This window comes from Ectobacillus polymachus (assembly GCF_048159605.1).
Classification (GTDB): Bacteria; Bacillota; Bacilli; order Bacillales; family Bacillaceae_G; genus Ectobacillus; species Ectobacillus polymachus.
In genome coordinates, this window is the sequence record NZ_JBLREB010000001.1 from 270,349 (window position 1) to 291,172 (window position 20,824).

Genomic DNA, 20,824 nt, shown 5'->3' on the forward strand with positions numbered 1-20,824 from the left:
ATGGGACTATTTAGAAGAGTGAAAGATCTTGTTACTGCAGATGCTCATGATGTTATTGATAAATTAGAAAATCCGGTAGTGATGTTAAAGCAATATATGCGTGAGGTAGAAGATCAAATTGGAAAAGCACAGCATGCGTTAGCAGATCAATTATTTACGGAAAAGAAATATGAAACGCTTGTAGAAGAAGCAGAAGTAATGGTTGCAAAGCGAGTTCGTCAAGCTCAATTAGCAGTAGATCGAAATGAGGATCAAATTGCACAATTAGCATTACAAGAAAAGATTACGCAAGAGAAAAAACTGACAATGTATAAACAGCAATTAGAAGCAACGAAAAAGCAAACAGAGCTTCTTTATGAGCAAATTGCAAAAATGCAAGAAACATATAAGGAATTACAATATAAAAAGCTTGTATTGATTTCTAGAGCAAATGCAGCCAAGGTGTTAAAGGCAGGACAAAATACACTTGCATCCTTTCAAACCGAACATACATTAAAAGGCTTTGCTAGAATGGAGGAATACATTCAAAAGTTAGAAGCAGAGGCTGCGGCAAGCCAATACTTCCAACAAACCTATACACAATCTAAGATGCCAGCAGTCGATAATGAGTTGGCAGAAGAAGTACAAAAAGAACTTGAAAAGTTAAAAGCGTCTAAATAAAAAAACTGTCCTTTTTGAAAGAAAACAAATCCCAACGTCACGAATCCACAATTTATATAAAAGAAAGGCAAACTCCCACGGGTTTGCCTTTTTGTATAGAGAGATTTACTATATATACATATCTTATACATACATTAGGGAGACAGATTACATGAAACGATTAGCATCCGATAAAAAATTTTTCTTATATTCAACTATTGTATTACTTGTATTTACATATATATTTGCACAATTTGCCTCCGAATTAGTTGAAAAAGATCTGTATACTTTCGATCTTACCATTATTGGCTGGATCCAATCTTTTATTTCTCCGCGCATTACAATCATTATGAAAGGCTTTACCTTTATGGGATCTGGGGTAACGATTGGCACGATCCTTACTTTGATCCTTATTTTCTTGATTTGGAAGAAAAAGATATGGGAATCCGTATTTCTATTTTTAGCTGCTGCAGGGGGACTCGGCTTTAATGTATTGCTAAAATGGATCTTTCAAAGACAGCGTCCTACCATTCATCCTATCATCCATGAAACAGGATATAGTTTTCCGAGTGGGCATTCCATGGGTTCCTTTGTTTTCTATGGCATGATTGCCTACCTTCTCTATCGCCATAGTAAAGGAAGGGTTCAGAAGGTATGTAGCATCGTGTCTATGGGTCTTCTTATTTTACTTATTGGGATTAGTCGTATTTATCTCGGAGTACATTATCCAAGTGATGTGCTAGCTGGCTTTGCAGCAGGAGGGGCTTGGCTAATGATTTGTATTATGGCCTTGTCTGCCTTGATTGGGTGGAAAGAAAAAGATGGAGTAAGCTGATTTCACTCCATCTGAATAGGTGACGCTAAAAATAAGTGGGATGAATCGCTGTAAAAAACATATGTTCCTATGATATACTATTATTGTAAGTGGATTTTTCCCATTTATGTAATGCTTAATGATTTATGTAACATATTATCAGATAGATGATTCTTAGAAAAACAGTGAATAATTCAAGTAAATAAAGGGGGAGAATAATGGTAAAAAAACTTAATACAGATAGAGATGCAGCTCCACTTTATCTTCAAATTAAATCAGAATTAAAACGGAAAATTGAAGAAGGTGATTGGAATCCCGGAGATAAAATACCATCTGAACTGGAACTTTGTGAATTATATAATGTTAGTCGAATTACTGTGAGAGAGGCAATTAATGAGTTAGTCTGGGAGGATTATCTTATTAGACAGCGTCCAAAAGGAACATTCGTTCTTGATTATCAGCAAAAAGGATCCGATAAAGATTACTATACTTATGTGAAAAGCTTCACTTATGAAATGAATGAGTCCGGAAAAAAAGTCACGACTTTTCATGCGGAAGTGCAAAAAATAAAAGCAGATCAATTTTTAGCAAAACAATTAAATATTAAACCAGATGATGAAGTGCTTGAACTAAAACGTGTAAGAGGATTGACAAATAAAACACCAGTTTTCTTTAAAACATATTTCGCATATAAACCTAATTTTTCTCTTCAATCAAATAAATATTATGGTTCTTTATATGAATTATTAAAAGAAAACGGCATTATTTTAGCAAAAGTAAAGGAATATTTAGAAGCAGTTAAACCTAATGAGGAAGTGCAAAAATGGTTAAATGCGTCTGAAGATACACCTATTTTAAAAAGAGTAAGAAATGCTAAAAATCAAAAAGGCGATTTTGTAGAATATACAGAATGTTATTATATTGGTGAAAGTTATCGTTATTATATTGATTTAATCTTAAATTAAAAAGCAATTGCTATTGTCATAACAATATGATAATATGAACTCAGAAGTTAAATGTTATAACATTATGATAATACTTATTATAAAATTTATTGTTATAACATTATGACTTTATTTTAAATGAGTAGGTGAATCAACATGTCGAACTATGATAAATTTCCGGAGGTTAGGATTATAGGGGAAGAAAATAGTGCATGGCAAGGATATAAGAACATACAAAATGAGATTTCTAAAGCAATAAATGGTATCCAAAACGGGAAAGTAGTGCTTATGGTTGATTGTTATCCGGGAGTACGATATCAAGAAATCTTAGAAGGTCTTATTTTACCACTTCGGCCCGATCTCATTATTCATTCAGATGATCTTGCTTTTTCAGGAGAAAAAATAACCGAGATGATTCACCGCAACTTAACAGATGACCGGGTTTTTGGTGTGTTAAGCAGTCATCAATTAAGCGAGTTTTATGATTCAGCTCTCGTTGAGAAAGCAAGAGACAGCATTGCTAAAAATGAAAGCGGTTTAATCGTTGTTTATGGAGTTGGTGCTCGTCTTATTTGCAGTCCGGATGTTCTGATCTATGCGGATTTAGCGAGATGGGAGATTCAACAACGTTATCGTTCAAAAGAATTAGGTAACTGGAAAATGAAGAATTTTGATGAAGACACTTTACGAAAATATAAGCGTGGATTTTTTGTAGAATGGCGTATTGCTGACCGCCATAAAAAACAGTTATTTACTGAAATCGACTACCTATTAGATACAAATGAAAAAAATGATCCGAAAATGATCAGTGGACAAGCTTATTTAAATGGGCTTCAACAAATCGTTTCACAACCATTCCGTGTCGTACCTTACTTTGATCCAGGTGTATGGGGCGGACAATGGATGAAAGAGGTTTGTAACCTAGATCGAAGTCAAGAAAATTTTGCATGGAGCTTCGACGGTGTTCCAGAAGAAAATAGCCTTTATCTACGTTGTAATGATGTGAAAATTGAAGTGCCTTCGATTAATCTCGTGTATAGGCATCCGATTGAACTTCTTGGAGATAAGGTGCACGCTCGTTTCGGAACTGAATTTCCTATTCGATTTGACTTCCTAGATACAGTGGATGGGCAAAATTTAAGTTTACAGGTTCATCCTTTAACAGAATATATCCAAGAAAATTTCGGTATGCATTATACACAAGATGAAAGCTATTATATTTTAGATGCAAAAGAAGATGCGACCGTATATCTAGGTGTAAAAGAAAATGTTAAGAAAGAAGAGATGCTTGAAGATTTAAGAAAAGCAAACCAAGGGCTCATGTCTTTTAGAGCTGAAAAGTACGTGAATGAATTCCCTGCTAAAAAACATGATCACTTTTTAATTCCGGCAGGAACCATTCATTGTTCCGGGAAAAATTGTATGGTTTTAGAGATTAGTGCAACCCCTTACATTTTCACCTTTAAGTTATGGGACTGGGATCGAGTAGGATTAGACGGTTTACCAAGACCGATTCACTTAGAGCATGGCGAGAAAGTCATTCAGTGGGACAGAGACACAAAATGGGTAGAAGAAAACTTGATCAATCGAATGGAAACAATGAAAGAAGAAGAAGGATGGATGGAAGAAAAAACGGGTCTTCACGAACGAGAGTTTATTGAAACAAGAAGACATTGGTTTTCGAAAAAAACATACCATCAAACAAATGGAAGTGTGCACGTATTGAATCTTGTAGAAGGTGAAGAAGCTATTATTGAAAGCCCAACTGATAATTTTGAACCATTTATTGTTCATTATGCAGAAACTTTCTTTATCCCTGAAAATGTAAAAGAATATACCATTCGTCCATATGGGAAAGCAGAAGGGAATACGATTGCAGTTATACAAGCATATGTGAGAGTTTAGAATCTTCTAGGAGTGTGAATAGAAATGAAAGCGCTTATCGTAACGAGTCATGGAGCTTTATGTAAAGGTTTATTGGAAACAGCAGAAATGCTTGTTGGAAAGTTAGAGAATACATTTAGCCTATCTTTAGATGGAGAAGGGATAACGAAGTTTTCTGAATCCATGGACAAGCTCATAAGTGACTTAAAAGATGATTATGATGAAATATTAATACTGTGCGATTTGAAAGGGGGGACACCTTACAATGAATCAATGAAGCATTTTCTTATGAATCAAGATGTGGTAAAAATCGTAGCTGGTGTCAATTTGCCGATGTTTGTAGAAGTATATATGCAGCTGCAGTCATTGTGTCTAGAGGAATTACGTAAGCTTGTGATTGAAACAGGTCAACTATCAATATCAAACTAATGCTTAACTACTACTGAGAATTTGAGGAGGAAATTGTATGCCAATATCTTTTGTAAGAATTGATGATCGAGTAATTCACGGACAAATTGTAGCAAGATGGTCAAAATTGAAACCATGTAATGGAATATTGGTTATTGATGATAAGATTGCACTTGATCCATTACAAAAGGAAATTTTTAAACATGCAGCTCCTAGTAACATAAAGGTAGGGGTTTATACAGCAGAAGAAGGTGTTGAAAAAGTTAATAAAGCAAAACAAGCGAAAAACAGCTACTTTGTCATTGTTAAATCACCCGTTACACTTAAAAAATTAATCGAACTTGGCGGTGATTTTGGTACTGAATTGAATGTAGGGCCAATGAGTGCAAGAGGGACTACGCAAACGATTGGAAAAAATGTTTCGATTACGGAAGAAGAAAAAGAAGCCTTCGATTATCTTCAAAATAAAGGAATTAACATCATTTTTCAATTAGTTCCAGAAGAAACACCTGTTAAGTGGGGAAAATTGAAAACGCTGTATAAAGGGGAGGAGAAATAGATGGATGTTACATTGTTTATTCAGGCATTATTAATTGGTATCTTCTGTTACTTGGGATCTGTTTCCTCCCCATGGCTTATGGGGGTTACAGGTGGATATTATGTGGTAGGAAGACCGCTTGTTGCCGGGCTCATTATCGGAATCATTTTAGGTGATGTGACAACAGGTATTATTTTAGGTGTAGCTGTACAGGCCGCATTTATTGCTACAATTTCAACTGGAGGAACGCAAAATATGGAGATTACCTATGCTTCATATGGTGGGATTGCACTTGGAATGCTAGCACATGCTACACCAGGAGTTACCGTAACTCTTTCTGTTGGGATTGGCGCACTTGGTCTTGTTCTTTTTAATCTTATGATGGTAACCAACTCATACTGGAATCGAGGAGCTGAACGAGCAGCTAATGATGGAAATGATCGCGGAATTATTTTAAACAATGCAGTTTATCCACAAATAGTTGCATTTCTATTACGAGTTATTCCAGTTACGCTAGCAATATATTTAGGACAAGGTTTTGTAACACACACGTTAGCTATTATTCCTGTACAAGTTACACAGATGATGAGTGTACTTGGCGGACTACTTCCTGCTTTAGGAATCGCCTTGTTAATGAATCTATTAATCAGAGAAAAAGCACATTTCATATTCTTCTTAACTGGGTTTGTATTTATTGGTTTTATTTCGAAAAACATGATAGCGGTTACAGTTATTGCTTCTTTAATTGCATATATTGTGTATTTAACGAAACAAAATGCAGGAGAAAATCCCATAGAACAAGAAGATGAGGTGATTTAAAATGGCGAAATTAGAAAAAAAAGATTTACGCAGAGGTTGGCGCTCTTGGGCTATGTACCATCTTTCTTCAATGAGTTTCGAAAAATTAGAAGCACATGGATTTGCACATTCGATGATACCTGTTCTTAAAAAGTTATATAAGGACAAGCCGGATGAATATCAAGAAGCTTTAAAGAGACATTCTGTTTTTTATAATGTTGAACCTCAAGTCGGAAGTCTAGTAAATGGAATTGTAACCTCTATGGAAGAGGAACGAGCAAATGGTAAACCAATTGATGATGATATGATTCACAGTGTTAAAACAAGTATCATGGGACCTCTATCAGGGATTGGCGACTCCACGATTCAAGGTATTCTAATTCCTATACTTTTAACGATTGCTATGGCGATTTCGAATCAAGGAAGTCCTCTAGGTGTATTACTATATATTTCTGGGTATTTAGTCATTATGTTATCTCTATCGTACTTCATGTATATGAGTGGGTACAAATTAGGAATCAATTCTATCGATGCGATTATTGGAGAGGGATCACAGAGGTTACGAGATGCTTTTAATACACTTGGAATTATGGTTATCGGAGCTCTTGCTGCATCATTTGTACACGTATCAACCGTTATTAAGATTCCGAATGGTAGCGCAGTACTAGATCTTCAAAAAACATTAGATGGCTTTTTCCCAGGATTATTATCTTTATTAGCTGTTTTGTTAAGCTGGTATCTTATTTCCAAGAGAAAAATGAGTACGACAAAGGTTTTATTACTCCTTGTTGTAATTTCTGTTGTAGGTGTATTAGTAGGATTCTTTTAAGAACTGAATTTTATTAATAATTCGTGTATCCCGCTATTTAAGGGCAGTAAGACCCCTGCTTCAAGTCTTAAGAGAAATCGGAAAAGACAAAAAGTGGGGATTACCATCCGTATAAAAATAAAGGTTAGCAGTCTTTCCCTCAGTGAGGATTTAAAACCCTCTTCTGAGGGAAGTTTTACTTTATTAACATCGAACTGAGGGGGAGCAGATATGAAAGTATACCCTATTTTTTTGAAACCAGTTTTTAAAGAACGGATTTGGGGAGGAACAGCCTTAAGAGACACCTTTAACTATAACATCCCATCCAATTTAACAGGGGAATGTTGGGGAATTTCTGCACTTCCTCAAGGTAAAAGTATTGTTAAAAATGGAGAATATGCAGGGTTAACGCTTAGTGAGATATGGACAGATCACAGAGAGCTATTTGGTGGTCAAAAAGGTGATTATTTTCCTCTTTTAACTAAAATATTGGATGCGAATTCCGATCTTTCTGTACAAGTTCATCCGGATGATGAGTATGCCCAAAAATATGAAAAGGATTCATTAGGTAAAACAGAATGTTGGTACATTATTGACTGCAAAAAAGGTGCCGAACTTATTTACGGACATACTGCCACCACGAAAGAAGAATTTCAAAAACGAATGGAGCAGGGGGAATGGGACCGATTGTTGAGAAAAATTCCTATTCATCCAGGAGACTTTTTCTATGTCCCAAGTGGAACAATTCACGCTTTAGGGGCCGGTACACTCGTTCTTGAAACACAGCAAAATTCTGATTCAACCTATCGAGTTTATGATTACGACCGAAAAGACGATCAAGGGAATAAAAGGGAACTTCATTTGCAAAAAGCGCTAGATGTTACAAACATTCCACACAACGATAGGTATTACCAACCAAAAGTAACAAGTTTTGAAGGGATTACAATCACAACTTTTCTTGAGAACCACTTCTTCTCTGTTCAAAAATGGGAAATTTCTGGACCTAGTTACCTCAAACAGACAAAAGACTTTCTATTGATAAGTGTTATTAAAGGAATAGGAGAAATTTTTGTAAACAATGAATCCTATTCGTTCACGAAAGGAGATCACTTTATTTTACCCTATGGATTAGGAAAGTTCTCTATAAATGGAAATGCAGAATTGATAGTTTCTTATAAGTAGATATTTAATTTTCCGGTTCTAACTTAGAAATTCTATCAATATGGAGAACAAAAGAAGATCATCAACTATTTAGTAGAAGATTATCTTTTTTCTATTTATGGAATCTTCACCCTATTTAACAGCCCAATTTCCTTGTCCTACATGTAAAAATTGTGAAAGATCTTGATCCACACGAACCCAGCCCTTCCATCCAATATGATTCGGATCATTCATAAAATAGTTATCATATTCTTCCCCTGAATAATCAACAACTTGAAATCCGGCTGCTTCTACTTGATTGCGGATTTTGGCATAGAGCTGTTCACGATAAGGCTTTGTAAAACCTATGTAATCACTATAACTACCTTTACGTGGTAAAAGTACAAAAAGAGGAGTTGCCTGTTCCTTTCGCAGGATGTCTAACACTATTTGTAAATCATCATACTCACTTGATTCTAAGAACGACGAAGGATTCCAAGAATTCTGACTTTTTGAATATTTATCTTCGTTCTTTTTATACGTTTCATTTACAATACCAAATGGATTGCTATTTGTTTGGACTTTTCCTTCTTGTTCTGCGTCCATTGTGAGCTGTTCCCATGATTCTTTTGGAGGAGGCTGCAGTTTCACTGGTTTAACATTCTTCGCAGCAAGAAAGCTTTCAAAGAAATCTTGTTTTTCACTAAGTTTTAATCGGTAAAAGGCGACGGGTTTTAAAGCGAGTGCTTTAATTTGGTGCCAAGGATCCTTATATATATAGCCTTCAAGCATAGTGGTTAGCAAGCGGTCCTTTTTAATGATTGAATATTTTACTAGTCTAGGAGCGATTTTTGCCTTTGACTCATTACTTATTTCATTGGTAAATAGAAGATTATATACAAGATAACGAGAGTAATATTTCGTAAAGCCGTTGTCTGAGATTCCCTCTTTATTCATGAAATCAGACGGGTCTAGAAAATATACAAGTTTTTTATTATGAAGGGAATGGGATAAGGATGCAAGATTCATGGCATGGAGTAATCCTGTACTTCCAGGCTGACCTTGTAAATAGGGAGTAACCGTTTCGTTTGAAAAATAAAGTGAAGGATGGTAACTGCTGAAAATTCCAATCGTGGAGGAACCAACCAATGGTATATATTTGTTATCTTTTAGAACCTGTTGTTGTATATATACATTTTTAAATCGAAGAACGTCGGGCGAAGGACTCATATTTTTTATGCTATTGTCAGAAACCGTGCTGGGAAAATACGAGACAGGAAGTAGCAAAAACACTATATAAATGAAACCTGCTACAAGTAATGGACTATAAATCGGATTTCTCATAAAATCTCCTTTATTAGCTTAACTTTTTATATAATAGGGAAATGATTGAAAGATTTCTAGAAATAAGTATGAATGGTAATACTATTATACACAAAATTCTTTAGAAATAATGATTTTTTTACTATGAATTTTTTTCTTATTCTATTACGCTATTTTCAGCCAGGGAAAGTGGTTTATTTTCAATAAATGAAACCATTCGTTTTCTTAGAATGTATGAATTGATTTGAATGGAGAAATAAAAATGAGTATTACTGTGAATTATTAAGAGAGAGTACAAGAGGTAAATGGTGTACTGATTGGAGTACACTAAAAGATAATCAATCTTTTAAGTTTGTCATCAAAAAGGAACGTCCCAAATATTCTAAAAGAACTTAATAAATGATAGTAAGAAGAGGATATTGTCGTAAAATCCTCTTCTTTTACGTTTTCTTTTTATCTCCAATAAATAGATTCAAAAATAAAAGAAAGGGTGTTTTTTATCTAAAACCCTTTCTAGTTAAATAATCTGCTTGCTTATTTTTCAATTTTCTGTTGTAATTGTTGGTTTTCGCTTTGCAGCTGTTGATCTAATTTTTCAAGTGCTGCTGTAATAGCTGCTTTGTCTTTACTTTGAATAGCTGTTTTCAATTCAGTGTGAACCGAACGAGTAGTTTGTTTGTCAGCCTTTGCAGGTTCTTGCGGATTGCCTGGCAGTGCATTCATTTGCTGATGAGCTTGCTGTTTCGTTATTTTTCCATCCTTCTCTTGTTGTTTGATCGAATCAATTTGTTGTTTATTTGCTTGGTAAAAGGCATCACGCTCTGCTTTTTCTTGGTTCTTATTGTTTTTGAAAGAAGCCGATTGATGTAGCTGTTTCATCAAATTATTATGTGTTTCCATATCCTTTGTTAGCTGATCCTTAAGGGGAGCAGAAGCATATTCATTGATAATTTTTGTTAGTTGCTGTTGATCATTTCCTCGCCCATGGTTTCCTTTTTGGTGCTTGCCATCTTTTTGGACAGTTTGTTGTGTAACCGTTCCATCCTTTGATGAATCGCCTCCATTGCTTGCAGCTAAACTTGCTACGGTTGGTAGGAATATAGAAGCTGTTAACACAGGAATAATCAAACTAGATCGAAGTTTCATTTTATTTCCTCCTAAAATGAGAATAATCATGTTTCTATTAGGAGTATCCTCTATTTAACTTAATTTATCCTTAAGATTTTGTAGAGTTATATTTTTTGTTTCTAATGTGTGAGCAGGATTTCCTAGCTTTTTGAAAGCACTGGTGTATGCTATTGTCACCTGAATATTCCCAATTGAATCCCAGTCATAATAAAATTTTACTGAATTTGTTTGCTTTCTTTGAAGTTACATGTTATTGTTAGTTTAAACCATTTTACTTTAATATCATAGAGATTTAAATAAGCTGTAACTTCTGGGGGATAGCAACGTTAAATCTTCGCAGTTGTTACAGCTTTTTTACATCCCCTTATTATTTGTGAAATGGTGGAAATTTGTGTACATAAGGTACATCTTAGGAGGATTTTTTTCATGCAAAACGGTAAAGTAAAATGGTTTAATGCAGACAAAGGTTTCGGTTTCATCGAAGTTGAAGGCGGAGACGATGTATTCGTTCACTTCTCAGCTATTCAAGGAGAAGGCTTCAAAACTTTAGAAGAAGGCCAAGAAGTTACATTTGACGTTGAACAAGGTAACCGTGGACCACAAGCTTCTAACGTAATGAAGAAATAATTGTGATCCCTCTCTAATGTAGGGAGAGTTTACATCCTGTTAATACAGGAAAAAACGAGAAGGAAATTTCCTTCTCGTTTTTTTGTTCTTAGAAGCCATTATAAATAAATTTCGAGCTTGGATTAAGATTAACGAAGCCATACATATACGAAAGAATCATAATTATACTGAAGTAAAATAAAAACAAAACGGTCCATCGTACCGCATACAGATTCCACAATGCTAAAATGCGTCGTTTCATAGCAGTTTCCTCCTATATATTCCTCTCATTATTTTACATTTTCAAAGTGTGATAAATCCTGATCGATTTGTACCCAGCCCTTATAGCCTAAATGATTGTGATCTCTCATGGAATATTTGTCATATTCTTTATCTGAGTAATCAAGTACTTGAAATCCATATGACTCTACTTCATTTCGAATTTTCGAATACAGCTGGTCGCGGTATTACTATTTGGTTTTTTAAATTCTAGAAAAGAGGCAAAGAAATCCTGCTTTTCGAGAAACTTCCACCGAAAAAAAGCAGCAGGCTTTAAAAGTAATGCCTTTACTTGATGCCAAGAATCGTGGTACGCATATCCTTCAAGTTCAGCAGGTAGGAGTGGGTCTTTTTTTATTATGGAATAGGTAAGCAATCTTGGTGCTCTTCTCCTTTTGCATGGTATAAATATCAACTATACAATATTATTAAAAAAAATAAGTCTACTAGATGTCAATAGCATAATCTAACTAAAAAAATGTTATATTTAATGTTAACCAATCAAAAATAATAGTTAACATTAAATGCTAATTATTGTATGATAATAGTACAGCGTTTTCACAAATTGGTTACTATGGCTTAGAAAAGGCATTTCGTATGACTTATATGTTAACCTAAATCAAAATAAAGTTTACATAAGGAGAATAACTATGACGATTGATTATGTACAAAAAAGCAAAGAAGTGTTATGGCTTCCATTTACACAAATGAAGGAATACGATCACGATCCACTTGTAATTGAAAGTGGTCAAGGAGTAAAAATACGGGATACGGAGGGAAATGAATACTATGATGCAAACTCATCTGTATGGTTAAACCCTCATGGCCACCGTAAACAGGAGCTAAATGATGCATTGATGGAACAGTTAGGTAAAATTGCCCATTCTACGATGCTTGGGATGGCGAACGTTCCAGCAGTTGAGTTAGCGATGAAGCTAGTTGAATTAACACCAAAAGGACTAGATCGTGTATTTTACTCAGATAGTGGGGCTACAGCGGTTGAAATCGCTTTAAAGATGGCATTTCAATATTGGCTGAATATTGGTGTTACGACTCGGACAAAGTTTATCACCATGCATAACGGCTATCACGGTGATACGATTGGTTCAATTAGTGTAGGAGATATTGATATTTATCATAAAATATATAATCCGCTTATGTTTTCCAGCTACGTGGCACCGTATCCGTATGCATATCGCCATCCATCTGGTGATCCTGAGGAAACAAAAGCAGATTGCCTTGCGAAGTTGAAACAGCAGTTGGAAGAACATCATGATGAGGTATGTGCCGTTATTTTAGAGCCGATGATGCAAGGTGCTGGAGGCATGATCAATATGCCTGCAGGATTTTTAAAAGAGGTACGTAAGCTTTGTACGGAGTATAACGTACTTATGATTGCAGATGAAGTGGCTGTCGGTTTTGGACGTACGGGGAAATTGTTTGCTTGTATGCACGAATCCGTTGTTCCTGATATTATGACGGCTGGAAAAATGTTAACCGGCGGCTATTTACCAGTGGCTATTACGATGGTAAGCGAAGCCATTTACCAAGCATTCTATGATGACTATGAAACAATGAAAACTTTATTCCATGGACATTCTTATACAGGAAATCAGCTCGGGTGTGCGGTTGCCTTAGAAAACCTGCGTATCTATGAACGTGAACGTACAGTAGAAGGAGTGGCAAACAAAACACCTTATATGAAAGAGCAGCTTGATAGCCTCTATGAACTGGATCATGTGGGTGACATTCGCCAAGTTGGCTTTATGTCTGGAATTGAGCTCGTAAAGGATAAAGGTACGAAAGAGCTGTATCCATGGCAAGACCGGGTAGGCTGGAAGGCTACCCTTGAAATGCGAAAATTAGGCTTAATGACAAGACCTCTTGGTGATGTGATTGTCTTTATGCCGCCTTTAGCATCAACAAAAGAAGACATTAAGGAAATGGTGAAACGCATCAAAGAAGGAATATATCAGGTTACGAAGGATGCGATTATGAAATGAATAAGGGATTTTTCATTACAGGTACCGATACCGAAATTGGAAAAACGTTTTTTACAGGCGGATTAGCCGGTGTTCTTCGACAAGCGGGACATGATGTAGGCGTCTTTAAGCCGCTTATGAGCGGGGAGCGGCGTGAGAGTGAAACAAGCGATGCGTATCTCTTAAAGATGATGTCAGGGGTAGACGATTCGTTAGAGGACATCAATCCATTTCAATTGGATGAACCACTCGCACCAGCCTTAGCACAGGAACGAGCAGGAACGAACTACGATCTTGACGATGTGCTGGAGGCATGGTACAACCTATCACCGAAGCATGATAGTATGCTTATTGAGGGTGCGGGCGGTATTACCGTTCCGTATGGCCCAAATTTTACGGTTATTGATTTGGCACAGGAAGTTCGATTGCCTCTTTTAATTGTGGCCCGTCCTAATTTAGGTACGATCAATCATATCTTATTAACGATTCATTATGCAAAGACGCATGGCTTACATGTAGCAGGAGTTATTTTTAATGGGTTACGAGAAAATGGTCTGGCAGAGCAGACGAATCCGATCCTTTTGCAAAAAATGACCGATGTACCGCTGCTAGGAAGTATTCCATGGACAGATAGAAAGATGGACCGTGAGCATACTCTATCATTATTTCAAAAGCATCTCAATCTTGATGCGTTCATTCCATATTTATAAGAAAAGGGAGAACTCGTTATGGCACTTTTTAGTATCCGTATGCGCGCAGCTAATGGCGGTCCTCATGAAGAGGGAGGACGCCATATTTCCGGAGGAGAGCGGCTGGTGCAAGAAAGGGAACTTAAGCAGTATGCGCAGCAGCTGATTGATCGAGCCCTTCATCATAGCAGGGGAGAAGCCGATTTTATTAATATTACAATTGATCGTATCCCAGCTAGTTCGATTCATTATTCATCTCCGCTTTCGGTTGAAAGCATAGAATGCAAAACCGTGACTGAAGCTCGTCAATTTGCGATAAAGCAGCTTATGGAAGAAGGAGTAAGCGATAAAGCAGCTCGTAAAGGCGTTGAGTTTATTACATATGACACAAAAACACGCGGAGCAATTATTATGGATGCCGACAGTGGAGAGCGCTTAGATGATAGAGGAACGCGAGGTGTCCGTGTATCTCATTTAGATTGGGAGGAAGAGGATTGGAAGAAGTGGCAAAAGCGAGAGGGAGGATCCTCTCGCATTCGTGAAGCGATTGCCCTTGCAACGAAAGTTCAGCTGGCAGGGAGTGTAGCCGAGCTTTGCTGGTCTGATGATCCCGAATATGTAACCGGCTATGTAGGTGGTAAATCCTATTGCCGTATTCCGCAGCTTAAGCGCCTGGGAGAGGATAGTGGAGGCAGGGTATTTTATGTACGTCAGCCTATTGACTTAGAGCAATATATTCATTTTTTGGAACTCGTTCCAGTGATGATACGAGGTGATAAGTGAATTGAACTATGAAGAGTGGATGAAAAGTGAACTTCTTATAGATGAAGAAAAAGGATTGCTTCGCACCTTGCATATGGCAGGACCGAGTGAAGCTAGCACAACCATTGACGGAAAAACGGTTATGATGGGTGCATCGAATAACTATTTAGGCTTTGCCACTGATCCGAAAGTGAAAGCAGCGGCCATCCGAGCAATAGAAAAGAATGGGGTCGGAAGCGGCGGAGCAAGATTGACTACCGGCAATATGAATGAGCATGAACAGCTTGAAAAAGCCATTGCAGCATTTAAAGGGACGGAGGCAGCGCTCATTTTCTCAAGTGGATTTCTTGCCAATGTTGGAACGATTACAGCCTTGGCAACGGAAGGAAGCGTGATTTTTAGCGATGAACTGAACCATGCGAGCCTCATTGATGGCTGTCGTCTAAGCAAAGGGAAAACAGTCGTATATCGTCATGCTGACATAAGGGATCTAGAGTCAAAATTATATAAGTACCGTGATGTACAGCGAAAATACATTGTAACAGATGGCGTGTTTAGTATGGACGGAGATATTGCACCGCTGCCGGATATTGCTTTTCTTGCACGTTCATACAATGCACTTGTGATTGTGGATGATGCTCATGCCACTGGTGTAATCGGATCACATGGTCGCGGCAGTGCAGATTATTTTGGAGTAAAGGTCGATATAACGATCGGTACGATGAGTAAGGCATTGGGAAGTGAAGGGGGCTTTGTTTGCGGAAGTGATGTTTTGATTCGTTTCTTAAGACAGAAGGCACGAACCTTTATTTTTCAAACCTCGCTATCTTCAGGAATAGTTGCGGCAGCGAAGGAAAGTATCCATCTCTTGCAGCAAAGTGAGAAACGGGTTCACAGATTGCAGGAGATTTCCATTCGCGTTAGAAAGGAATTGCAAGGAATGGGGTATAAAGTCCCAGCTGGTATCACGCCTATTATTCCAATTATGATAGGAGACGCTGAAGAGGCTGTATCCTTTTCAAAGTCCTTACTAGAAGAAGATATATATATTCCAGCTATACGCCCACCAACCGTTCCAATAGGCAGCAGCCGCTTGCGACTTGCCTTGATGGCTACGCATACAGACGAGCAGATTGCTCATTTACTATCTGTTTTTCAAACATTAACAAAGGAGTAGCACAACCTACGTGCTACTCCTTTGTTTCGTTTTATTCTTTTACAACAATGGCATACTCGATTTTTCCATTTTTCGTCTTTGAGGCAAAAGAGATGCTACTTCCATCGTGCTTATATTTTGTGTAGTAGGTCGTACCTTCCAATCTTGTATCTACAGCCTTACCAAGAGAATTAGCAATTTCAGATTGAGTCATCCCAATATTGGCACCGAAAATAGAAATAGTAGGAGAGGTAATATACATTCCAACTACTTTGTCCTGTTTGTTAAAGAGATATGATTCGCCATCAAATTTAACAAGACGATATCCCGCCCAGTAATCATCTATCGTTTTAACTGGTTTTCCAAGTGCCTGCTCAACTTCTTTTAGGGTAGCATTATATTGGAATCTCGTACCGATGGCAGCTGTACTTGCAGCAGTTGACTGATTGGATGCTGCTTGCTTTGTTGTGTCCTGCTGCGATGTGCTTTGGCTTTGTGCTTGCTGAGGTTGAGGCACATCGGTATTGGTTGGTGTACCTGCAGATTTAAATATAATAAAGGTTAGTAAAAAAGAAGCACAGGCCCCAATAAGCATCGACCAAAACCATTTTGTTTTGAGCTTAGCTCGGAAAAATAAGGTTACTGTAATATAAAGCACAATCGGAACAATAACTTGAATTATGTGTGAACTCATTTCGTTAAAAACTCTCCCTAGAATTAGTAATGATACAAAATAATCGATAAATCGCTATTAGTATTATACAACGTGACCATAGCGGATAGTCCATATTTTATTTTTAGGAATTCTCTTCCTTCTCCTTCTGAAGGATAGACAAAAAGAGTGAAGAGGACCTCTATTCTCTTCTTATTACAAAAGCTGATTCTTTTTGAAATATCTCCACATACCTAAGGTGAGTCCAATCAGACTGAGAAAAATAACAACCGTGAAAATAGGTGAACCTTGGAAAGGTAATGGGACATTCATACCGAAAAATCCTGTAACGAATGTAAGAGGAAGCATGATTGTCGAGATGATCGTAAGGACATTTAATTTTTCACTGGATTTTGCATTAATAATAGAATAGTACGTTTCTAAGGCACTATTTACTAAATCTCTATACGTTTCAGTTGAATCCACGATACGCTCAACATGGTCAATTAAGTCTGTATAGAATGGAATATTGTCCTCGTGAATATCAAATTTCCACCGACCATTGATTGCTAAAAAGATTCTCCGCTGCGGTAAAATGACACGACGAATTAAAATAATCGTACGTTTGAGAGCGAGGAACTCCTCAGTGACTTCCTTTGCTCCTTCTTCATACATCTCATCTTCCAGTTCGTCAATCCGAACACTAATACGGTCTAAGACAGGGAAATATTCATCCGTTATTCCATCAATTAAAGTATAGAGGAGAAAGTCGGGTCCTTTTCTCATATATTTAGAGCTTACGGAACAAACTGCATCCATTTTTCGCAGCCAGAGAAGCTTGCTTTTATGAATACTTACTACGTAATTTGGACCTAAAAACACATTTAATTCTAAAGTAGAAATTTCATTATCATCGCTTTCTTCATTATAGCGGAGAGCGTGAAAGACAAAAAACTTATATTGTTCATAATCATCTACTTTGGCTCTTGGGCTATCATGAAGGCAATCCTCGATAGCTAATGGATGAAATCCAAAAATATCAGCAATATCATACATTTCATCTGCTTTAATGTCATATAAATCAATCCATAATAAATTTCCTGGTTCGGATAAACAAGATTGAATACTGCCAAGCTCTATATCATTGTATACTCGTTGTTCTTTGTCATTATAAAAATATGTTTTTATCATAATGATTCACCTCATGTTAATAGAGATGGTGGAAGTTTCATTCCTGTCTAAGAGAGGAATAGGACTTCAGCCTACCTCGTTTTGTACCTTTATATAATGTATGACTTAACCTGGCATGGTCCGAGTCCATATTCCCACCTCCAAAAAAATGATTGTATATCCATAGGTTGATTGAATAAGAAGGGCAGTAGCAACAAAAAGCCTTTACTCATGGACGAGTAAAGGCTAAACAAAGCAAGTAATCACGTACTAATAAGCATTCTCATTAGAAACCGATGTTAACCGCGCCTCTCCCTCGTCGAGCTTTAGCACTGCATAGCGTAGGATATGAATAACCAGCTACATTAAAAAAGACCTTCTCTCCGATCTTTCCTGTTGACCCATTGGCGTCTCTCGACATTTTTGGGCAGTAGCATTTCTCTATGCAGGAGCCTCACCTAACAGAGACCTATTATAATTCCTAAATAATTTTAACATTGCTAGAAATAAGCGTCAATTTTTTATCGATTGTTTGTGTTCGTAAGAAAAATTGAAAAGGGCTAAGTGGGGGATAACTGCCCCCACCGAGGGAAGTTCAATTTATATAAATAAGTTAAGACCAGCATCTTCTGTGTCGCTTAAATAAGTTGCCACTCCTGCATATTCAATGTCATCGAGTAATTCTTCTTTTTTAATTCCCATTACATCCATACTCATGGTGCATGCAATAAGCTTTACACCAGCTTGCTGAGCGGTTTGAATTAATGATGGGAGACTAGCGACATTTTTCTTATTCATGACATGCTTCATCATTTTCGTGCCCATACCGCCCATATTCATTTTTGAAAGCGGTAATTCATCTGGACCTTTTGGCATCATCATACCAAACATTTTTTCTACAGAATCCTTTTCTACACGAGGGGCAGCCTCTTTTCTTAAAATGTTTAATCCCCAGAATGTAAAGAACATCGTTACTTTTTTACCCATTGCAGCTGCTCCATTAGCAATAATAAAGGAAGCCAATGCTTTATCCAGATCTCCGCTAAATACTACGATTGTAGCTCCGTCTTTTGTTTGAGGAGCAGATTGCTCGGTAGGACAGTTTACCGTACCTTTTTGAATTACAGCCTTTACAACTTTGTTTTCGAAGGAAGAAGAAAGGAGTGTATTATCGGTACGTTTGCACCAAGCTGCAATGTCGCTGGAAAACCCTGGATCAGAAGCAGATACCTCAAGTAAATCACCTAGCTGTAATTTTTCCATCTGTTTTGTTACTTGAATAATAGGACCGGGACATTGAAGACCACAGGCATTAATGGTTATTGTTTTTGCTGTATTCATAGGTATTTCCTCCTGCAAAACAGGCATAAGGCCGGCTTTCTGTTTTGGTTGATTATCTTGTTTGTTTCCGAATACAGTTTTATATGTTTTATAACCGCCATCTAGATTGATTGCTTTACATCCATATTGTTGTAAGATACGTACTGCTAAGTAGCCTCGTAGCCCAACTTGGCAAGAGACATAGATGGTTCTATCTTTTGGTAATTCACTTAATTTCTCGCGTAGTGAATCAAGCGGAATATTAACAGAGCCTGGAATGCAGCCCATTTCTCGTTCGATAGGTTCGCGAACATCGATAAGTAGTCCACCAGCTTGGACAATCTCATCGATCTCATGCCACTGAACAATTTCAACCATACCTTCCATAATATTCGATGCTACATAGCCGGCCATATTTACAGGATCTTTTGCAGATGAATAGGGAGGAGCATATGCGAGCTCTAAATCTGGCAGATCTTGAACGGTTAATTTCCCTTTGATAGCTGTCGCGATTACATCAATCCGTTTATCTATCCCATCTGTACCGACTGCTTGTGCTCCGTAAATGGTTCCTTCCGTTGGGTGGAACAATAATTTTAAGGAAATAGGTGTTGCGCCAGGATAATAGCCTGCATGAGAATTAGGATGAATGTGGATGGATTGATATGGTAATCCTAAGCGCTTTAACGTTTTTTCATTATTGCCAGTTGATGCAACCGTTAAATCAAAAACCTTTGCAATGGATGTTCCCATTGTGCCGCTGTACTTCACATCTTTCCCAGCAATATGGTCGGCAACTAAACGCCCTTGGCGGTTTGCAGGCCAAGCAAGCGGAATCATTGCTTGCGTTCCATTAATATAATCTGTAACTTCAATAGCATCTCCAATTGCATAAATAGAAGGATCTTCTGTTTGAAGAGTTGGCCCGACTTTAATGGTGTTTCGTACCCCTAAAGGTAATCCAGCTTCCTTTGCTAATGTATTCTCAGGCGCTACTCCAATGGAGAAAATAATCATATCTGCATCTAATACGTCGCCATCGTTTAATATTACTTTTCTTCCATTCTCTTCAAAAGCTTTCACACCATTTTCTAAAATAAGCTGAACACCTTTTTGTTGTATATGCTCATGGAGCATAGCTGCCATTTCATAATCAACAGGAGCCATTACTTGATTCCCCATTTCTACAAGAGAAACGTGAATTCCAAGTTCCCATAGGTTTTCTGCCATTTCAATTCCAATGAATCCCCCACCAATAACAACAGCTTTTTCAATATGATGCGATTCGACATACTGTTTGATTTTATCGGTATCTGGAATATTACGCAGTGTAAACAGATTGGTTGCGTCATCAATACCAGGAATTTTAGGCTTTATTGGCTGTGCACCAGGAGATAAAAGTAACACATCGTAGCTCTCCTCATATACTTCTCCTGTCTGTACATGTTTGACTGTAACTGTTTTTTTATCACGGATAATGTTTGTCACTTCACTAAAGTTACGAATATCTATATGATAACGTAAAGACATGCTTTCTACGGTTTGGAGCAGTAATTTATCCCGAGAATCAATGCTGCCGCCAATATAATATGGTAAACCGCAGTTTGCAAACGAAATGTATTCTCCACGTTCAAACAATACGATTTCAAATTGTTCATCTAAACGGCGCAAGCGAGCAGCTGCTGTTGCACCTCCTGCGACTCCCCCGACAATGACGATTTTCTTTCCTGTTGTCATTTGTAACACTCCTTTTTTTGTGTTTTATCTCTAGAAGTATGTTAAAT

Annotated in this window: 21 protein-coding genes and 1 riboswitch; of the genes, 14 read left to right on the forward strand and 7 right to left on the reverse strand. The window is 37.2% G+C overall.

The features are described from left to right. The 9 genes from ACM5BR_RS01265 (at position 1) to manA (ending at position 8,015) form a co-directional block, all read left to right on the forward strand. On the forward strand, positions 1–660 hold the full coding sequence (locus tag ACM5BR_RS01265) for a PspA/IM30 family protein (RefSeq protein ID WP_416825380.1): 660 nt from the start codon (positions 1–3) through the stop codon (positions 658–660). A 151-nt stretch (positions 661–811) separates the two neighbouring features. Further along, positions 812–1,474 carry a phosphatase PAP2 family protein gene (locus ACM5BR_RS01270; protein WP_416825381.1) on the forward strand — a complete coding sequence of 221 codons (663 nt, stop codon included), beginning with the start codon at positions 812–814 and terminating at the stop codon, positions 1,472–1,474. Between the two features lie 197 nt (positions 1,475–1,671). Further along, positions 1,672–2,418, forward strand: a complete 747-nt coding sequence (locus tag ACM5BR_RS01275) for a GntR family transcriptional regulator (protein WP_416825382.1) — start codon at positions 1,672–1,674, stop codon at positions 2,416–2,418. Positions 2,419–2,553: 135 nt separating this feature from the next. Beyond that, a complete protein-coding gene (locus ACM5BR_RS01280) occupies positions 2,554–4,302 on the forward strand; it encodes a class I mannose-6-phosphate isomerase (RefSeq protein ID WP_416825383.1) in 1,749 nt (582 codons plus the stop codon). A 24-nt stretch (positions 4,303–4,326) separates the two neighbouring features. Further along, positions 4,327–4,710: a PTS sugar transporter subunit IIA gene (locus tag ACM5BR_RS01285; RefSeq protein WP_416825384.1), complete on the forward strand. Its 384-nt coding sequence runs from the start codon at positions 4,327–4,329 to the stop codon at positions 4,708–4,710. Positions 4,711–4,747: 37 nt separating this feature from the next. After that, a complete protein-coding gene (locus tag ACM5BR_RS01290; RefSeq protein ID WP_416825385.1) occupies positions 4,748–5,248 on the forward strand; it encodes a PTS sugar transporter subunit IIB in 501 nt (166 codons plus the stop codon). Next, complete coding sequence (locus ACM5BR_RS01295; protein WP_416825386.1) at positions 5,249–6,046, forward strand: PTS mannose/fructose/sorbose/N-acetylgalactosamine transporter subunit IIC; 798 nt, start codon at positions 5,249–5,251, stop codon at positions 6,044–6,046. A gap of 1 nt (position 6,047) precedes the next feature. Beyond that, positions 6,048–6,854, forward strand: coding sequence for a PTS system mannose/fructose/sorbose family transporter subunit IID (locus tag ACM5BR_RS01300; protein ID WP_416825387.1), 807 nt, complete (start codon positions 6,048–6,050; stop codon positions 6,852–6,854). A gap of 210 nt (positions 6,855–7,064) precedes the next feature. After that, on the forward strand, positions 7,065–8,015 hold the full coding sequence (gene manA / locus ACM5BR_RS01305) for a mannose-6-phosphate isomerase, class I (RefSeq protein WP_416825388.1): 951 nt from the start codon (positions 7,065–7,067) through the stop codon (positions 8,013–8,015). A 111-nt stretch (positions 8,016–8,126) separates the two neighbouring features. On the opposite strand, the gene dltD is transcribed toward manA, so the two are convergent. Together dltD and ACM5BR_RS01315 are read right to left on the reverse strand one after the other, a co-directional pair. Continuing rightward, complete coding sequence (gene dltD / locus ACM5BR_RS01310; RefSeq protein WP_416825389.1) at positions 8,127–9,317, reverse strand: D-alanyl-lipoteichoic acid biosynthesis protein DltD; 1,191 nt, start codon at positions 9,315–9,317, stop codon at positions 8,127–8,129. Between the two features lie 513 nt (positions 9,318–9,830). Beyond that, positions 9,831–10,442 (reverse strand): hypothetical protein, encoded by a 612-nt coding sequence (locus ACM5BR_RS01315; protein ID WP_416825390.1) that lies wholly within the window; start codon positions 10,440–10,442, stop codon positions 9,831–9,833. Between the two features lie 408 nt (positions 10,443–10,850). Here ACM5BR_RS01315 and cspD point away from each other — a divergent pair, with 408 nt between their 5' ends. Continuing rightward, on the forward strand, positions 10,851–11,051 hold the full coding sequence (cspD, locus tag ACM5BR_RS01320) for a cold-shock protein CspD (protein WP_416825391.1): 201 nt from the start codon (positions 10,851–10,853) through the stop codon (positions 11,049–11,051). An 88-nt stretch (positions 11,052–11,139) separates the two neighbouring features. Here the strand turns inward: cspD and ACM5BR_RS01325 are convergent, their stop codons facing one another. Then, the gene (locus tag ACM5BR_RS01325; protein ID WP_416825392.1) at positions 11,140–11,292 is read right to left on the reverse strand and encodes a teichoic acid D-Ala incorporation-associated protein DltX; all 153 of its coding nucleotides are present in this window, start codon (positions 11,290–11,292) and stop codon (positions 11,140–11,142) included. Positions 11,293–11,320: 28 nt separating this feature from the next. Continuing rightward, positions 11,321–11,485, reverse strand: coding sequence for a D-alanyl-lipoteichoic acid biosynthesis protein DltD (locus tag ACM5BR_RS01330; RefSeq protein ID WP_416827807.1), 165 nt, complete (start codon positions 11,483–11,485; stop codon positions 11,321–11,323). A gap of 474 nt (positions 11,486–11,959) precedes the next feature. On the opposite strand from ACM5BR_RS01330, the gene bioA reads away from it, so the two are divergent. From bioA to bioF, 4 genes are read left to right on the forward strand one after another with little or no spacing between them, the layout of a single operon-like run. After that, positions 11,960–13,312 (forward strand): adenosylmethionine--8-amino-7-oxononanoate transaminase, encoded by a 1,353-nt coding sequence (gene bioA / locus ACM5BR_RS01335; RefSeq protein ID WP_416825393.1) that lies wholly within the window; start codon positions 11,960–11,962, stop codon positions 13,310–13,312. Continuing rightward, the gene (gene bioD, locus ACM5BR_RS01340) at positions 13,309–14,001 is read left to right on the forward strand and encodes a dethiobiotin synthase (protein ID WP_416825394.1); all 693 of its coding nucleotides are present in this window, start codon (positions 13,309–13,311) and stop codon (positions 13,999–14,001) included. Before bioA ends, bioD begins: the two co-directional genes overlap by 4 nt. A gap of 18 nt (positions 14,002–14,019) precedes the next feature. After that, complete coding sequence (locus ACM5BR_RS01345; RefSeq protein WP_416825395.1) at positions 14,020–14,763, forward strand: 6-carboxyhexanoate--CoA ligase; 744 nt, start codon at positions 14,020–14,022, stop codon at positions 14,761–14,763. A gap of 1 nt (position 14,764) precedes the next feature. After that, complete coding sequence (bioF, locus tag ACM5BR_RS01350; RefSeq protein WP_416825396.1) at positions 14,765–15,919, forward strand: 8-amino-7-oxononanoate synthase; 1,155 nt, start codon at positions 14,765–14,767, stop codon at positions 15,917–15,919. Between the two features lie 31 nt (positions 15,920–15,950). Here bioF and ACM5BR_RS01355 read toward each other — a convergent pair whose 3' ends face one another. From ACM5BR_RS01355 to ACM5BR_RS01365, 3 genes are all read right to left on the reverse strand, one after another. Further along, on the reverse strand, positions 15,951–16,592 hold the full coding sequence (locus tag ACM5BR_RS01355) for a hypothetical protein (protein ID WP_416825397.1): 642 nt from the start codon (positions 16,590–16,592) through the stop codon (positions 15,951–15,953). A gap of 174 nt (positions 16,593–16,766) precedes the next feature. Then, positions 16,767–17,741 (reverse strand): magnesium transporter CorA family protein, encoded by a 975-nt coding sequence (locus ACM5BR_RS01360; protein WP_416825398.1) that lies wholly within the window; start codon positions 17,739–17,741, stop codon positions 16,767–16,769. 282 nt (positions 17,742–18,023) lie between these two features. Next, positions 18,024–18,193, reverse strand: a riboswitch (M-box (ykoK) riboswitch). 127 nt (positions 18,194–18,320) lie between these two features. Further along, positions 18,321–20,777, reverse strand: coding sequence for a CoA-disulfide reductase (locus ACM5BR_RS01365; RefSeq protein WP_416825399.1), 2,457 nt, complete (start codon positions 20,775–20,777; stop codon positions 18,321–18,323). Positions 20,778–20,824: the final 47 nt, after the last annotated feature.

Bases quoted from the DNA above. Each gene is read 5' to 3' on its own strand.
- ACM5BR_RS01280 (WP_416825383.1), top strand. From the start codon at position 2,554: ATGTCGAACTATGATAAATTTCCGGAGGTTAGGATTATAGGGGAAGAA.
- ACM5BR_RS01275 (WP_416825382.1), top strand. From the start codon at position 1,672: ATGGTAAAAAAACTTAATACAGATAGAGATGCAGCTCCACTTTATCTT.
- ACM5BR_RS01265 (WP_416825380.1), top strand. From the start codon at position 1: ATGGGACTATTTAGAAGAGTGAAAGATCTTGTTACTGCAGATGCTCAT.
- ACM5BR_RS01285 (WP_416825384.1), top strand. From the start codon at position 4,327: ATGAAAGCGCTTATCGTAACGAGTCATGGAGCTTTATGTAAAGGTTTA.
- ACM5BR_RS01325 (WP_416825392.1), bottom strand. From the start codon at position 11,292: ATGAAACGACGCATTTTAGCATTGTGGAATCTGTATGCGGTACGATGG.
- ACM5BR_RS01360 (WP_416825398.1), bottom strand. From the start codon at position 17,741: ATGATAAAAACATATTTTTATAATGACAAAGAACAACGAGTATACAAT.
- manA (WP_416825388.1), top strand. From the start codon at position 7,065: ATGAAAGTATACCCTATTTTTTTGAAACCAGTTTTTAAAGAACGGATT.
- ACM5BR_RS01365 (WP_416825399.1), bottom strand. From the start codon at position 20,777: ATGACAACAGGAAAGAAAATCGTCATTGTCGGGGGAGTCGCAGGAGGT.
- ACM5BR_RS01345 (WP_416825395.1), top strand. From the start codon at position 14,020: ATGGCACTTTTTAGTATCCGTATGCGCGCAGCTAATGGCGGTCCTCAT.
- ACM5BR_RS01290 (WP_416825385.1), top strand. From the start codon at position 4,748: ATGCCAATATCTTTTGTAAGAATTGATGATCGAGTAATTCACGGACAA.
- ACM5BR_RS01315 (WP_416825390.1), bottom strand. From the start codon at position 10,442: ATGAAACTTCGATCTAGTTTGATTATTCCTGTGTTAACAGCTTCTATA.
- dltD (WP_416825389.1), bottom strand. From the start codon at position 9,317: ATGAGAAATCCGATTTATAGTCCATTACTTGTAGCAGGTTTCATTTAT.
- ACM5BR_RS01300 (WP_416825387.1), top strand. From the start codon at position 6,048: ATGGCGAAATTAGAAAAAAAAGATTTACGCAGAGGTTGGCGCTCTTGG.
- ACM5BR_RS01270 (WP_416825381.1), top strand. From the start codon at position 812: ATGAAACGATTAGCATCCGATAAAAAATTTTTCTTATATTCAACTATT.
- ACM5BR_RS01295 (WP_416825386.1), top strand. From the start codon at position 5,249: ATGGATGTTACATTGTTTATTCAGGCATTATTAATTGGTATCTTCTGT.
- bioA (WP_416825393.1), top strand. From the start codon at position 11,960: ATGACGATTGATTATGTACAAAAAAGCAAAGAAGTGTTATGGCTTCCA.
- cspD (WP_416825391.1), top strand. From the start codon at position 10,851: ATGCAAAACGGTAAAGTAAAATGGTTTAATGCAGACAAAGGTTTCGGT.
- ACM5BR_RS01355 (WP_416825397.1), bottom strand. From the start codon at position 16,592: ATGAGTTCACACATAATTCAAGTTATTGTTCCGATTGTGCTTTATATT.
- bioD (WP_416825394.1), top strand. From the start codon at position 13,309: ATGAATAAGGGATTTTTCATTACAGGTACCGATACCGAAATTGGAAAA.